This window comes from Chitinophaga oryziterrae, assembly GCF_009758125.1.
Taxonomy (GTDB): Bacteria; Bacteroidota; Bacteroidia; order Chitinophagales; family Chitinophagaceae; genus Chitinophaga; species Chitinophaga oryziterrae.
The window spans coordinates 331,300-349,511 of the sequence record NZ_WRXO01000011.1; the positions used below are offsets into that span (position 1 = coordinate 331,300).

Consider the following 18,212-nt stretch of genomic DNA (forward strand, 5'->3'; position numbering starts at 1 on the left):
TACATCAAATTTGGACTGCAAAGGTAGATAAATATTTGAAACAATATACTTGCAATATAAATTATTTATTAACGCCTTTGCTATGTGGATAACTTTAAAATATTTTTTTTGATCTTTTTTTGAACAGTTTAAGTTACTGACTATCAAATTATCCCTACCCCTCTACCTAATGTTATCCTTCCATTAATCACCTTAAGATATATACACATTTTTTATATTTCCTATATTAGTTATAATTTTAATTTTAAGATCATACTTTTTTTTAGCCATATCAATATAAATGACCGAGCCTATGAAACCGTTTTACACAACTCAAAATGCCACCCTGACAAGGGTCTGGAAGGATTTTTCGCTGGTTAACCATTACAAATCAGGCGGTGAAAATGACATTTAATCCCCAGACACCTGATACTTTATTAACACATATTGTTTGCAGCATGAAAAAGATTCTCCAATTATTAATCCTTTGTATGTTCTGTGCACTTGGCATAGTGCAGGCTCAGACGACCCATATAAACATACCTGATACGGTTTGTATGTCGACGACCAACAGTACATCGGATCAGGCCAAATTTACGAGTATTAACTCTTACCTCGATGGAGGTGTTTCAAGTATATCTCTGGCTACATGGACAATTACCACCCCCAGTGGAACGGATGCAGATTATAATATATTGTACTCTGCTAACGCTTCTCCGGTAAAGGCGACCAAATTAGTGAACACAAAATCTCTAACTATTGAGTTCCTGGTGCCTGGTAAGTATACATTTAAGGCTTCATTCACATATGTTCAGGGTGGTGTAACTAAATCGATTTCTATCACAAGAACACTGGTTGCAGTAAATTGTACTATCTCCACCTGTAATGGTGGTTATGCTGTTATGGCCGGATTTAATGAAAATTTCGGTACAATGCCAGCAGGAGTAGTGCGAATGAAATACCCTGTGGATAGTGTTGTCTGGTATGGATATCAATCTACCTACGGCCTCGCGGATAACTGGTACAACATCTCAAATACTACTCACCAGAGAGACGAATGGGTAACCATGCCAGATCACACCGGTAATACCAATGGTGCAATGCTGGTGGCGAATTCTGCCATTGATCCACTTAGATTTTATCAAAAAAAGGTAACCGGGTTATGTAGCGGTTCCGTTTATAACTTCAGTGCATGGTTGCTGGATCTGGATGGTATCGGCGTATTCGAAAATAACTGTGTTACGAATTTTATATATGCAGGTGTAACATTCCGGGTACTGGACGCTAATGATACCACCCGGGTATTGGCCAACTTCAAAACATACGCAGTATCACCGAACTTAACGTCTCCCCAATGGCAGCGTTATGGTGGACAATTTACTATTCCGGCCGGTGTGACAGATGTATTGGTGCGTATTATTAATGATCAACCCGGTGGTTGTGGTAATGATATTGCGATCGATGACATCAGTTTTACTTATTGTAGTCCTATTATTACAGCTGGTCTGATAGGTAGTAGTACTGGACTGAAAGAAGTATTGTGCGAAGGGACTCCGGATACATTAACCTCTTCTATATTACCTGTTGGTTATTTTAAAGTTCCTGTCTATCAATGGGAAATGAGTGATGACAACGGGGTTTCCTGGTTTAATGTACCTTATGGTACGCCAAGGGATTCTTTACTGAAGATCCCTGCGGGAGCATTAAAAGGTACTAAAACGGTAGCGGCAGACTACCTTTTCCGCGTTCGTGTATATGAAAAAGGCATTGCCGATTCATTAGGTTGCGCGAACCCTTCAAGTCCTATCAAGATTACGATCTTACCAATGCCTATCCTGTACCTTACCAAGAGCCAGGTCTGTGCGGGTGCTGTTGTGGAGTTAGAGGCATCGGGCGGTTTCGACAGATTTGAATGGAGAGATCTTCCCGGATATGTAGGGGCAACCCGACAAATTACACTGGTGCCACCAGACACCACAATCATGGTATACGGTTTCGTATTCTATGGAGATGGAGGTGGAAAAACCTGTAAAGACTCCAATACAGCTTATATTAAGGTAGATGATAAGCCCGTCGTCGATGTAGCTCCTTCTACAACAGCTATCTGTCTGGGAGATGTAGTGGATTATAAAATCAATAAAGCACTGGCTGGTACGGAAATCAGGTGGTATCATGGTTCTCATGGTACTGCAATAGATACTACATTAATGCCTGAGTGGAATGGCGCCACTGATATTGAGGTCCAACCCGGATCATTGGCGGATAGTATTTATTCTGTGATGGTGAGGTCCGGGACCTGTGAGGTCGAATCGGCCCCTCTAAGGGTTATCATTACGCAAACACCGCCTAAGATCAAGTTCCCGCCGATTATAAATTGCTCCAGTGTTAATACAACGGGGGTATTCAACCTGCCGGATTCTACGCAGGCGGGTGTAATCGGTTCATGGTCTATTGTATCTTATTCAGGTATTGATCTTCAACCAGGTGAAACGATCGATGACTATGTCAAGATCTATAATCCTGCCAAGATGAATACCAAAGTAAGTATGCCATATGGTAGTACGGTGGTAATCGGTTGGACGGCCCAGGCGATTGCTAATGGAAACTGTAAGATCACTTCTACAGATACCCTCTCCCTGGTGAACAATCCTACCTACAGCGATGCTGGTCCGGATCAGACACAGTGCGGTACCTCGAATGTCTTTACCATGGCAGCTTCTGCTCCGGATCTTACATTGACTGGTCCTGCTGCGGAAAGCGGTAAATGGACACTGGTATCTGGTGTAGCTACAATTGCAGATGCTACCTCTCCTACTACAACGGTTACAGTGGCTGGGATACAGGATGTAGTATTAACCTGGGCCATTACCAATGCTGCCGGTTGCGCAGGTAACGTGGCGACTGTTACCTTACACAAAACAGCTCCTCCATCTGCTGTACTGAAAGCGCCTCTCACTATCTGTAGTTCTGCGGGTACCTTTAATGTGGATACATTATCAACAACAGGTGCACCAACTAAATATGTGCTGAAAGCGGGTACCCCTGCCCTGCCTGGTTTTGTAACAATGACCGATACGCTTGTATGGCCTATCACCGTTACTTACCCAACAGGTACATTACCTGCTCCTAATACTTATAACTTCATCCTTACGGTGGCTACTGCCAACCCTGGATGTACGACAGATATTCCTTTCTCTTTAAACATTTCCTCTCCTCCAACTGCTCCTACAGGCGTGACCGTTGGTACGCCCAGTATTTGCGATACAGGTAGTACCATACTCACCGTTGTAGGTGGTGACCTTGGAAAGAAAGCAGATGGTGTTACACCGGATGCAAAATGGAAATGGTATAAAGGAGCATGTGGTGGTACGCCTATCGACAGCGGTGCTTCTATCGCTGTTCATGGTATCGCTGCTACTACTACTTATTATGTAAGAGCAGAAGGTACCTGCGGAAATACTGCCTGCGCAAGCGGAACAGTAACTGTATATACCAAACCTGCCGCTGCTGCCGCTGGTCCTGATCAGTCTCATTGTAATGATTCCCTGTTTATCATGGCTGCTAATAAAGCTACCGCTGGTGCAGGTGTATGGACAATCGTTTCCGGAACAGCGACTATCACTACTTCTTCAAGTGAAGTCAGCACCATCTTTGTAAAGGCTGGTAATACTGCTACACTAAGATGGACGATCACAAATGGTGTTTGTACATCCAATGATGATATCGTACTGACCAACTATAAAAATATCCAGGCTAATGCCGGTGCTGATCAGAACCATTGCGCTACACCTGCCTTCACCATGGCAGCTAACACGCCTGCTACCGGATCAGGCTTATGGACAGTGGTTTCAGGTGCTGCTACTATCACTACACCTGCCAGTGCTACTTCGGCTGTGACGGTTGCTACAGGTGCTACTGCTACCCTGAGATGGACAATCACCAACGGAAGTTGTACAACGACAGATGATGTAGTGTTAACGAACTACGCTACACCAACAACATCGGTTGCCGGACCTGCTCAGACACATTGTTCTGATTCTCTGTTCACCATGGCTGCTAACACGCCGACTGTAGGAACAGGATTATGGACAATTGTTTCAGGTACTGCAACTATCACAACACCTGCCAGTCCTACAAGTACTGTGTTCGTGTTAGCTGGTAACACCGCTACGCTGCAGTGGACCATTTCCAATGGTACATGTACGCCTTCTTCAACGACTCTTGTTCTTACCAATAACAAAAATATCCAGGCTACTGCTGGTGCTGACCAGACCCATTGTGCTACACCTGCTTTCACCATGGCGGCTAACACACCTGCCACCGGATCAGGTTTATGGACAGTGGTTTCAGGTGCTGCCACCATCACAACACCTGCAAGTGCTACTTCTGCAGTAACGGTTGCGACAGGTGCTACCGCTACTCTGAGATGGACCATCACCAACGGTAATTGTACAACAACAGATGATGTAGTGTTAACGAACTACGCTACACCAACAACATCTGTTGCCGGTCCTGCTCAATCTCATTGTTCTGATTCTCTGTTCACGATGGCGGCTAATACGCCAACAGTAGGAACAGGATTATGGACAATTGTTTCAGGTACTGCTACTATCACAACACCAACCAGTCCGACAAGTACTGTGTTCGTGTTAGCTGGCAAAACAGCTACGCTGCAGTGGACCATTTCCAATGGTACATGTACACCTTCTTCAATGACTGTTGTACTGACCAACTATATGAAGCCTGCTAATGCAGCAGCCGGACCAGATCTGTCTCATTGTAATGATTCCCTGTTTACAATGGTAGCCAACAAAGCTACTTTTGGAACAGGTACATGGACAATTGTTTCAGGTACGGCAACTATCACTACTCCTTCGAGTGAAGTAAGCACCATTTTTGTAAAAGCTGGTAATACGGCTACATTAAGATGGACGATCACAAATGGTGTTTGTACATCCAATGATGATATCGTACTGACCAACTATAAAAATATCCAGGCTAATGCCGGTGCTGATCAGAATCATTGCGCTACACCTGCTTTCATCATGGCAGCTAATACCCCTGCGACGGGATCAGGCTTATGGACAGTAGTTTCAGGTGCTGCCACCATCACAACACCTGCAAGTGCTACTTCGGCAGTGACTGTTGCTACAGGAGCTACCGCTACCTTACGCTGGACAATCACCAACGGAAATTGTACAACAACAGATGATGTAGTTTTAACGAACTACGCTACTCCAACAACTTCTGTTGCCGGTCCTGCTCAAAACCATTGTTCTGATTCTCTGTTCACCATGGCTGCTAACACACCAACTGTAGGAACAGGATTATGGACAATTGTTTCAGGTACAGCTACTATCACAACACCTGCAAGTCCAACAAGTACTGTATTCGTGTTAGCTGGTAACACCGCTACGCTGCAGTGGACTATTTCCAACGGTACATGTACAGCTTCTTCTTCAACTGTTGTATTAACTAACTACGTGAAGCCTGCTACCGCAACGGCTGGACCTGATCTGAGTCATTGTAATGACTCCCTGTTTACAATGGTAGCCAACAACGCTTCTGTAGGAACAGGTGTATGGGCCATCGTTTCAGGAACAGCAACTATCACTACTCCGGCCAGTCCGACAAGTACTGTGTTCGTGTTAGCTGGTAATACTGCTACCTTACGCTGGACCATCACTAATGGTGTTTGTACAACCAGTGATGATATCGTAGTGACCAACTATAAAAATATCAAGGCTGTTGCTGGTCCCGACCAGAATAATTGTGCTACACCTGCCTTTACCCTGGCTGCTAACAGCGCAGGTACAGGAACAGGTGTGTGGACCTTAATAAAAGGTGCGGGTACTATCACAACGCCAGCCAGTCCAACATCAGCAGTAACAGTTGCTACCGGCGACTCTGCTTACCTGGTGTGGACTATCACAAACGGACTTTGTAAAACAACTGATACCGTTGTTTTAAGGAACTATGCAACACCAACACCTTCTGTAGCAGGTCCTGCTCAGACACATTGTAATGACTCCCTGTTTATCATGGCGGCTAACAAGCCAACCATCGGTAAAGGTGTATGGACAATAGTTTCCGGAACAGCGACCATCAGAACGCCAACAAGTGATACCAGTTCAATCATAGTAAAAGCAGGCACTACAGCTACGCTGCAATGGACCATTTCTAATGGTACATGTCCTCCTTCTACTTCTACGGTTGTACTGACTAATAATGCCAAACCAACGACAGCAGTTGCTGGTCCTGACCAGGGACATTGTGTGGATCCAAACTTTACACTGGCAGCTAATACACCTACGCTGGGTACTGCAGTATGGACACTGGTAAAAGGAACCGGTACAATTGCTACACCAACCAGTCCAACATCAGCCGTAACAGTTGCCACCGGTGACTCTGCTTACCTGGTATGGACCATCACTAATGGTTTGTGTACTTCAACAGATACCGTTGTTCTCAGAAACGCACAAAAAGCAGTAGATGCGGATGCGGGTCCTGCACAGGAACATTGCGGAGATCCTATCTTCATCCTGGCTGGTAACACGCCTGATCTGCCGTCTGCTATTGGTACATGGACCGTTCTGTCACCTGCTTCTGTGAAGATTGCGGCTACAGAAATCCACAAACCAAATGCAGTAATAAATGTACCTGCCGGTGTGACTGCTACACTGACATGGACTATTGCTAACTTAACATGTACCACTTCTTCTAATGTAACACTCACTAACTTCGGTCCGATACTGGGTAACACCATTACGGCCGACCAGACGTTGTGTGCTACTGAAACACCTGCTACTCTCAACGGTGGCGTGGTTAGTGGTGGTAAAGGAACATACACCTACCAGTGGATCATCAGTACTGACAGTACCAACTATGCTTCTATTGCAGGGGCTACCGGTACCTCTTACTCTCCTGGTGTAATAGCTGTCACCACCTGGTTTAAACGGGTAGTGACTTCCGGTGGATGTGTACCTGATACCAGCAAATCAGTAAAATTACAGCTGATCACCAAACCGCCAGTAGTGGTAACCGTACCTGCTGCTATCACAACAGATTGTATCCAGGGTAAAGATTACACTACACTCTTTGGTACGCCTACCTTCAGCCATGCTCCTTACAGTACAGAAGTGCTGACCGTAACTTCTGCTGATGTAACAACTGTGGTAGATGCCTGTACAACAACCATCAAACGTACATGGACAGCTACTGACCGTTGCGGATTAACCACTTCTGCACAACAGACCATTACGGTGGTAGACAGAACAGCTCCGGTATTTACCACCGCAGCTCCTGCTAACGTAACCGTTGATTGTGATAAGGTACCTGCTGCTGTAAACCTGACCGCAAAAGATGATTGCGCAGGGATGCTCACCGTTGTACCGATCGAAGTAAGACAGGATATTCCGGGTGCTTGTACCAGCAATTACCTGCTGATCCGTAAATGGGTGATCGCTGATGCCTGTGGTAATGTGAGTGATACGTTAAGACAGACCGTTACGGTGAAAGACTTAACACCACCTGTATTCACTACAGCTGCCCCAGCAAACATCACCGTAGATTGCGATAAGGTACCTGCTAAGACAGACCTCACCGCTACTGATAATTGTACTCCTGGTGTCATCACGGTTACGCCTATAGATTCAATTGCAACCATCGCCGGTGCATGTAAACAGAACTATCGTATCGTCCGCAAATGGGTGGCTACTGATAACTGTGGTAACACCACCATACTCAGACAAACAATTACTGTACAGGATACGTCAAGACCGGTATTCTCTATCCCACAACCTGCTAACGTAACAGTAGATTGCGATAAGGTACCTGCCCTGCCAACTGTCACCGCTACCGACAACTGTACAGCTGTCGTAACAGTTACCGTTGGACAGAAAAAAGAATTCCTGTCAACCACCTGTTCTAATAATTATAAATTAACACGTACCTGGACAGCTAAAGATGATTGTGGTAATACCACCACTATGTCTCAGGTGATCGTGGTACAGGATACGACCAGACCAGCATTCACCGTAATACCTCCGGCGGATACCACCATCAGTTGCGATGCCATCCCTGCTCCTGCTACCAATCTGAAAGCCATCGATAATTGCAGCGCTACCAGCAATGTGAAAATCGCTTACTCACAGACCCGTCAGAACATCGCAGGAGCTTGTGCCAGCAACTATCAGCTGATCCGTACCTGGACGGCCAAAGATGAATGTGGTAACAGCACCGTGATCCGCCAGGTAATCACGGTAGTGGATACCACCAAACCGGTGATCGATCCTGCTCCGGCAGACATCACCGTTAACTGTGGAGAATCTATACAGATTGCTGCTACCCTGTATGCAAGGGATAATTGTGATGCTACCTTCCCTAAGAAGGCTACGATGAAGGAAGATCCTTATGTAAAAGATATCTGTAACGGATATATTATTATCAGAAGATGGACCATTGCGGATGCTTGTGGTAACCAGGCGATAGAACGTGTACAGACCATCACGGTAAATCCTTGTCCTAAACCGGAACTGGACCCTACCCTGCCTGTCAACTGTTCTAACAATACCAAGTTTGCCATCCTGTTGAAAAACAAAGTAAGCAAACCTAAATTCACCCTGGTAAGTATCACACCAGCAACGGCAGTCACCACACCGCTGACACAGACCAGCAACGTATTCGATCTGAAAGGGGCTACACAGGCTATCTTCACAGTGACAGACGGCGTAACGGGTTGTGTATCTGATCCGGTGACTTACGATCTGCAATACACTGCCAAACCAGTAGTGGACCTGGGTAATGACACCGCTATCTGTACAGGTAACACCCTCACCCTGGATGCTGGCGCTGCCAATGCGGCTTATACCATCCGCTGGTCTACAGGGGAAACCACTCAGATGATCACGGTGGCCAGTGCCGCTACTTATACAGCGACTGTTACAAATGGTGGTTGTACGACTTCTGATTCTATTAAGGTGAAGATTAATACACCTCCGGTAGTGAACATCCCGGATGCTAATATCTGCGAAGGCCAGTCAGTGAAACTGAATGCCTATGTACAGGGTGGTACTTACCTGTGGAACACCGGTGATAACACCGCTTCCATCACCGTAAGCCAGTCTAACATGTACTGGGTAGATGTAACAGTAGGTGGTTGTACCGCTTCAGATACCGTGACCGTAACCGCCAACCCTGCTCCTGTGGTAACATTAACAAGCGATACCACTATCTGTCCTGATGAAACAGTGATGCTCACGGTTAATCCTGATGGTGGAACAGTGAAATGGTTAAGCGGAGAAACGACGAACTCAATTGTAGTGTCTAAACCGGGTGATTACTGGGTAACGGTAACACGCAGCGGTTGTATCGTAAATGATACGGTGAAAGTAGCACAGAAACCAGCGATCGTTATTGACCTGGGACCAGACAGAGACATCTGTATCGGTGGTCGTGTAGTGGTAGACGGATCTAATCCGGATGCGATCTCCTACCTCTGGAATGATGGAGATACCAATCCGGTGAAAGAAATCACACAACCTGGTAAGTACACCATCTCTGTAATGGATAAGTTCTGTTCTAAGATCACGATGGATAGTGTGAGTGTAAATGTAGCAGGTATCCCTGCGGTGCTGCTGGGTAATGACACTACCTTGTGTAAAGGCCAGACACTGACCCTGACGGTAAACGCGGGAACAGGTAACAGTATCAAATGGCAGGATGGTGCCACCACACCAACTTACCCGGTAACTGTGTCCGGTTATTACTCAGTAACAGTCTACAATGATTGTGGTACAGCTACAGACCAGATAGCTGTAACATTTAAAGACTGTGATCCGAGACCACAGTTCCCGAATGCCTTCACACCAAATGGCGACGGTAACAACGATACGTTCAAACCGATTGTTAACGGCCCGATGTATGATTACGACTTACGTATCTACAACCGTTGGGGTGAAATGATCTTCATCAGCAAAGACTCCCAGACCGGATGGAATGGTAAGTATGGCGGAAGATTGGTAGACAACGGAACATATGTGTGGATGCTGAGCTACAAGAAATTAATGGGCGGACCTGTTAATGTAGTGAAAGGTGAAATAACCGTTATCCGATAAGAAGTGTAAAATACAAATAGGCAAGGCGCCCCGGATTTCCCGGGGCGCTTTTTTGTTATAAGGACTTTCTATTCATTTATTTACATTAAATCATAAACACATCTTTTATATTTAGTATATTATATTTACCTTTAATGTTAATATATTGCGACTTTAACCATTATCAATAGTAATTAATCTAACCTGTGAAAAGCTTTCATTCTTCCGAAATGCCATATCGATAAAGGTTTAGAAGATCTTTTCATTAGAAAAACCATAAATCAGGAAATGAATATGATACCTAATATTCAGAACCTGATACCTTTTTAATAAATAATTGGACAATGAGAAAGTTCGTAACGCTATTAATTCTCTGCATATTCTGTGTACTTGGCATGGTGCAGGCTCAGACGACCCATATAAACATACCTGATACGGTTTGTATGTCGACGACCAACAGTACATCGGATCAGGCTAAATTCACGAGTGTAAATGCTTCTTTGAGTGGAGGTACTACTTCCAGTGTACAGTTACCCGTATGGACAATTACTACTCCTGGAGGGACAGATGCGGATTATAATATATTGTACTCTGCTAACCCTTCTCCGGTAAAGGCTACCAAATTAGTAAATTCAAGATCACTGACATTGGAGTTTCTGGTACCGGGTACTTATACGTTTACGGCATCAATTACTTATGTTTCAGGCGGGGTAACCAAAACATCCAGTGTTACTCAAAAAATAGTAGCCGTAGACTGTACAATTAATACCTGTAATGGTGGATACGCTGTAATGGCAGGCTTCAATGAGGATTTCGGTACAATGGCTCCAGGCGTAGCTCGCCGGCCTTACCCGGTTGCTGGCGTTATACAATACACTTATCAACCCACCGGTGATTTAGTGGATGAATATTATGCAATTAGTGCTACTACCAAGCAAAAAAGTAACTGGTTAGACAAACCTGATCATACCGGTAATACAAATGGTGCTATGCTGGTTGTGAACTCGGCCTATAACCCAAGTAAGATGTATGAGAAAAAGGTAACCGGCTTATGTAGTGGTTCTGTTTATAATTTCAGTGCATGGTTCCTGAACGTTAATATTGAAAATTCATTTGAATCTCTTTGCCTCAGTGCTTATCAATATGCAGGTGTGACCTTCCAGGTAGTAGACGCGAATAATCCAACCGTTGAACTGGCAAAGTTCAGAACATATGCGGTATCTATGATGCTCCCTTCCTCTAATTATAAATGGCAGCGTTATGGTGGACAATTTACTATTCCGGCCGGTGTGACGGATGTATTAGTACGTATTATTAATAATAAACCCGGTGGTTGTGGCAATGATATTGCGATCGATGACATCAGTTTTACTTATTGTAGTCCTATTATTACAGCTGGTCTGGTAGGTAGTAATACCAATCTGAAAGAAGTATTGTGTGAAGGGACTCCGGATACATTAACCTCTTCTATATTACCTGTTGGTTATTTTAAAGTTCCTGTCTATCAATGGGAAATGAGTGATGATAACGGTGTCTCCTGGTTTAATGTGCCTTATGGTACAGCCAGGGATTCTTTACTGAAGATCCCTGCGGGAGCATTAAAAGGTACTAAAACGGTAGCAGCAGACTACCTTTTCCGCGTTCGTGTATATGAAAAAGGCATTGCCGATTCATTGGGTTGTGCGAACCCTTCAAGTCCTATCAAGATTACGATCTTACCAATGCCTATCCTGTCTCTTACCAAGAGCCAGGTTTGTGCGGGTGCTGTTGTGGAGTTAGAGGCATCGGGCGGTTTCGACAGATTTGAGTGGAGAGATCTTCCGGGATATGTAGGGGCAACCCGACAAATTACACTGGTGCCACCAGACACCACAATCATGGTATACGGTTTCGTGTACTATGGAGAAGGAGGTGGAAAAACCTGTAAAGACTCCAATACAGCTTATATTAAGGTAGATGATAAGCCCATCGTCGAAGTAGCTCCTTCTACAACAGCTATCTGTCTGGGAGATGTAGTGGATTACAAAATCAATAAAGCACTGGCTGGTATGGAGATCAGGTGGTATCATGGTTCTCATGGTACTGCAATAGATACTACATTAATGCCTGAGTGGAATGGTGCCACTGATATTGAGGTCCAACCCGGATCATTGGCGGATAGTATTTATTCTGTGATGGTGAGGTCCGGGACCTGTGAGGTCGAATCGGCCCCTCTAAGGGTTATCATTACGCAAACACCACCTAAGATCAAGTTCCCGCCGATCATAAACTGCTCCAGTGCAAACCCGACTGGGGTATTCAACCTGCCGGATTCTACGCAGGCTGGTGTAATCGGTTCATGGTCTATTGTATCTTATACAGGTATTGATCTTCAACCAGGTGAAACGATCGATGACTATGTCAAGATCTATAATCCTGCCAAGATGAATACCAAAGTGAGTATGCCATATGGTAGTACGGTGGTAATCGGTTGGACGGCCCAGCCGGTGGCTAACGGAAACTGTAAGATCACTTCTACAGATACCCTCTCCCTGGTGAACAATCCTACCTACAGCGATGCTGGTCCGGATCAGACACAGTGCGGTAGCTCGAATGTATTCACGATGGCAGCTTCTGCTCCTGACCTTACATTAACTGGTCCTGCTGCGGAAAGCGGTAAATGGACACTGGTATCTGGTGTAGCTACAATTGCAGATGCTACCTCTCCTACTACAACCGTTACTGTTGCTGGTATACAAGATGTAGTATTAACATGGGCCATTACCAATGCTGCCGGTTGCGCAGGTAACGTGGCGACTGTTACCTTACACAAAACAGCTCCTCCATCTGCTGTACTGAAAGCGCCTCTCACTATCTGTAGTTCTGCGGGTACCTTTAATGTGGATACATTATCAACAACAGGTGCACCAACTAAATATGTGCTGAAAGCGGGTACCCCTGCCCTGCCTGGTTTTGTAACAATGACCGATACGCTTGTATGGCCTATCACCGTTACTTACCCAACAGGTACATTACCTGCTCCTAATACTTATAACTTCATCCTTACGGTGGCTACTGCCAACCCTGGATGTACGACAGATATTCCTTTCTCTTTAAACATTTCTTCTCCTCCAACTGCTCCTACTGGCGTGACCGTTGGTACGCCCAGTATTTGCGATACAGGTAGTACCATACTCACCGTTGTAGGTGGTGACCTTGGAAAGAAAGCAGATGGTGTTACACCGGATGCAAAATGGAAATGGTATAAAGGAGCATGTGGTGGTACACCTATCGACAGCGGTGCTTCTATCGCTGTTCATGGTATCGCTGCTACTACTACTTATTATGTAAGAGCAGAAGGTACCTGCGGAAATACTACCTGCGCAAGCGGAACAGTAACTGTATATACCAAACCTGCCGCTGCTGCCGCTGGTCCTGATCAGTCTCATTGTAATGATTCCCTGTTTACCATGGCTGCTAATAAAGCTACCGCTGGTGCAGGTGTATGGACAATCGTTTCCGGAACAGCGACTATCACTACTTCTTCAAGTGAAGTCAGCACCATCTTTGTAAAGGCTGGTAATACTGCTACACTAAGATGGACGATCACAAATGGTGTTTGTACATCCAATGATGATATCGTACTGACCAACTATAAAAATATCCAGGCTAATGCCGGTGCTGATCAGAACCATTGCGCTACACCTGCCTTCACCATGGCAGCTAATACCCCTGCTACCGGATCAGGCTTATGGACAGTGATTTCAGGTGCTGCCACCATCACAACTCCTGCGAGTGCTACTTCGACAGTGACGGTTGCTACAGGCGCTACCGCTACCTTACGCTGGACCATCACTAACGGAAGTTGTACAACAACTGACGATGTAGTGTTAACGAACTACGCTACACCAACAACTTCTGCTGCCGGTGCTGCTCAGACACATTGTAATGACTCTCTGTTCACCATGGCTGCTAACACGCCAACAGTAGGAACAGGATTATGGACAATTGTTTCAGGTACTGCTACTATCACAACACCTGCCAGTCCTACAAGTACTGTCTTCGTGTTAGCGGGTAACAGTGCTACGCTGCAGTGGACCATTTCCAATGGTACATGTACGCCTTCTTCAACGACTCTTGTTCTTACCAATAACAAAAATATCCAGGCTACTGCTGGTGCTGACCAGAATCATTGCGCTACACCTGCTTTCACCATGGCGGCTAACACACCTGCCACCGGATCAGGTTTATGGACAGTGGTTTCAGGTGCTGCCACCATCACAACACCTGCAAGTGCTACTTCTGCAGTAACGGTTGCGACAGGTGCTACCGCTACTCTGAGATGGACAATCACCAACGGTAATTGTACAACAACAGATGATGTAGTGTTAACGAACTACGCTACACCAACCACTTCGGTTGCTGGTTCTAATCAATCACATTGTTCTGATTCTCTGTTCACCATGGCGGCTAATACGCCAACTGTTGGAACAGGATTATGGACAATTGTTTCGGGTACTGCTACTATCACAACACCAACCAGTCCTACCACGACTGTCTTTGTATTAGCTGGTAAAACAGCTACCCTGCAGTGGACCATTTCCAATGGAACATGTGCCGCGTCTTCAACGACTGTTGTTCTGACCAATAGCGCTGCGCCAACGCCAATCACTCCGGCTCCAGACCAGACACATTGCTCAGACTCCCTGTTTACAATGGCAGCTACTCCTGCTAGTCTGGGTGCTGGTGTATGGACCATCCTTTCAGGTACTGCTACCATCACAACACCTGCCAGTCCTACAAGTACTGTCTTCGTGTTAGCTGGTAACACTGCTACCTTACGCTGGACCATCACTAACGGAGCCTGCGTATTAACAGATGATGTTGTACTGACAAATAATAAGAAGATACAGGCTACTGCTGGTGCTGACCAGAACCATTGTGCTACACCTGCCTTCACTATGGCGGCTAACACGCCTGCCACAGGATCAGGTTTATGGACACTGGTTTCAGGTGCTGCTACCATCACTACACCTGCCAGTGCTACTTCGGCTGTGACGGTTGCTACAGGTGCTACCGCTACCTTACGCTGGACCATCACCAACGGAAATTGTACAACAACTGACGATGTAGTGTTAACGAACTACGCTACACCAACAACTTCTGCTGCCGGTGCTGCTCAGACACATTGTAATGACTCTCTGTTCACCATGGCTGCTAACACGCCGACTGTAGGAACAGGATTATGGACAATTGTTTCAGGTACTGCAACTATCACAACACCTGCCAGTCCTACAAGTACTGTGTTCGTATTAGCGGGTAACACCGCTACGCTGCAGTGGACCATTTCCAATGGTACATGTACGCCATCTTCAACGACTCTTGTTCTAACCAACAACAAAAATATCCAGGCTACTGCTGGTGCTGACCAGACCCATTGTGCTACACCTGCTTTCACCATGGCGGCTAACACACCTGCCACCGGATCAGGTTTATGGACAGTGGTTTCAGGTGCTGCCACCATCACAACACCTGCCAGTGCTACTTCTGCAGTAACGGTTGCGACAGGTGCTACCGCTACTCTGAGATGGACAATCACCAACGGAACTTGTATAACAACAGATGATGTAGTGTTAACGAACTACGCTACACCAACAACATCTGTTGCTGGTCCTGCTCAATCACATTGTTCTGATTCTCTGTTCACCATGGCGGCTAATGCGCCAACAGTTGGAACAGGATTATGGACAATTGTTTCGGGTACTGCTACTATCACAACACCAACCAGTCCTACAAGTACTGTGTTCGTATTAGCTGGTAAAACAGCTACCCTGCAGTGGACGATTTCTAATGGAACATGTGCCGCGTCTTCAACGACTGTCGTACTGACCAATTATATGAAGCCTGCTAACGCAGCAGCCGGACCAGATCTGTCTCATTGTAATGATTCCCTGTTTACCATGGCAGCCAATAAAGCTACTTTGGGTACAGGAACATGGACAATCGTTTCAGGTACGGCGACTATCACTACTCCTTCGAGTGAAGTAAGCACCATTTTTGTAAAAGCTGGTAATACGGCTACATTAAGATGGACCATCACAAACGGTGTTTGTACAACCAGTGATGATATTATCCTGAGCAATGCACAGAAAATACAAGCAGTTGCTGGTCCTGACCAGGGACATTGTGTGGATCCAAACTTTACACTGGCAGCTAATACACCGACGCTGGGTACAGGCGTATGGACACTGGTAAAAGGAACAGGTACGATTGCTACACCAACCAGTCCTACATCAGCTGTAACAGTTGCCACCGGTGACTCTGCTTACCTGGTATGGACCATCACTAATGGTTTGTGTACTTCAACAGATACCGTTGTTCTCAGAAACGCACAAAAAGCAGTAGATGCGGATGCGGGTACTGCACAGGAACATTGCGGAGATCCTATCTTCATCCTGGCTGGTAACACGCCTGATCTGCCGTCTGCTATTGGTACATGGACCGTTCTGTCACCTGCTTCTGTGAAGATTGCTGCTACAGAAATCCATAAACCAAATGCAGTAATAAATGTACCTGCCGGTGTGACTGCTACACTGACATGGACTATTGCTAACTTAACATGTACCACTTCTTCCAATGTAACACTCACGAACTTCGGTCCGATCCTGGGTAACACCATTACGGCTGACCAAACGTTGTGTGCTACTGAAACACCTGCTACTCTCACAGGTGGCGCTATAAGTGGTGGTAAAGGAACATACACCTACCAGTGGATCATCAGTACTGACAGTACCAACTATGCTTCTATTGCAGGGGCAACTAACAACACGTATTCACCTGGTGTAATAGCTGTCACCACCTGGTTTAAACGGGTAGTGACTTCCGGTGGATGTGTAGCTGATACCAGCAAATCAGTAAAATTACAGCTGATCACCAAACCACCAGTAGTGGTAACCGTACCTGCTGCTATCACAACAGATTGTATCCAGGGTAAAGATTACACGACACTCTTTGGTACGCCTACCTTCAGCCATGCTCCTTACAGTACAGAAGTGCTGACCGTAACTTCTGCTGATGTAACAACTGTGGTAGATGCCTGTACAACAACCATCAAACGTACATGGACAGCTACTGACCGTTGCGGATTAACCACTTCTGCACAACAGACCATTACGGTGGTAGACAGAACGGCTCCGGTATTTACCACCGCAGCTCCTGCTAACGTAACCGTTGATTGTGATAAGGTACCTGCTGCTGTAAACCTGACCGCAAAAGATGATTGCGCAGGGATGCTCACCGTTGTACCGAGCGAAGTAAGACAGGATATTCCGGGTGCTTGTACCAGCAATTACCTGCTGATCCGTAAATGGGTGATCGCTGATGCCTGTGGTAATGTGAGTGATACCTTAAGACAGACCGTTACGGTGAAAGACTTAACACCACCTGTATTCACTACAGCTGCCCCAGCAAACATCACCGTAGATTGCGATAAGCTACCTGCTAAAACAGACCTCACCGCTACTGATAATTGTACTCCTGGTATCATCACGGTTACGCCTATAGATTCAATTGCAACCATCGCCGGTGCATGTAAACAGAACTATCGTATCGTCCGCAAATGGGTGGCTACTGATAACTGTGGTAACACCACCATACTCAGACAAACAATTACTGTACAGGATACGTCAAGACCGGTATTCTCTATCCCACAACCTGCTAACGTAACAGTAGATTGTGATAAGGTACCTGCCCTGCCAACTGTCACCGCTACCGACAACTGTACAGCTGTCGTAACAGTTACCGTTGGACAGAAAAAAGAGTTCCTGTCAACCACCTGTTCTAATAATTATAAATTAACACGTACCTGGACAGCTAAGGACGATTGTGGTAATACCACCACTATGTCTCAGGTGATCGTAGTACAGGATACGACCAGACCAACATTCACCGTAATACCTCCGGCGGATACCACCATCAGTTGCGATGCCATCCCTGCTCCTGCTACCAATCTGAAAGCCATCGATAATTGCAGTGCTACCAGCAATGTGAAAATCGCTTACTCACAGACCCGTCAGAACATCGCAGGAGCCTGTGCCAGCAACTATCAGCTGATCCGTACCTGGACAGCCAAAGATGAATGTGGTAACAGCACCGTGATCC

Annotated in this window: 2 protein-coding genes; both read left to right on the forward strand. The window is 45.8% G+C overall.

Features of this window, described 5'->3' with window-relative positions; all coding sequences use genetic code 11:
* The first annotated feature begins 437 nt into the window (after positions 1–437).
* Positions 438–10,094 (forward strand): T9SS type B sorting domain-containing protein, encoded by a 9,657-nt coding sequence (locus GO495_RS28615; RefSeq protein ID WP_157303368.1) that lies wholly within the window; start codon positions 438–440, stop codon positions 10,092–10,094.
* A 323-nt stretch (positions 10,095–10,417) separates the two neighbouring features.
* Positions 10,418–18,212: beta strand repeat-containing protein (locus GO495_RS28620; RefSeq protein WP_157303369.1), on the forward strand; the 7,795-nt coding region annotated here is incomplete at its 3' end.

Excerpts from the sequence above, each read along its gene's own strand:
- GO495_RS28615 (WP_157303368.1), top strand. The coding sequence starts at position 438 with ATGAAAAAGATTCTCCAATTATTAATCCTTTGTATGTTCTGTGCACTT.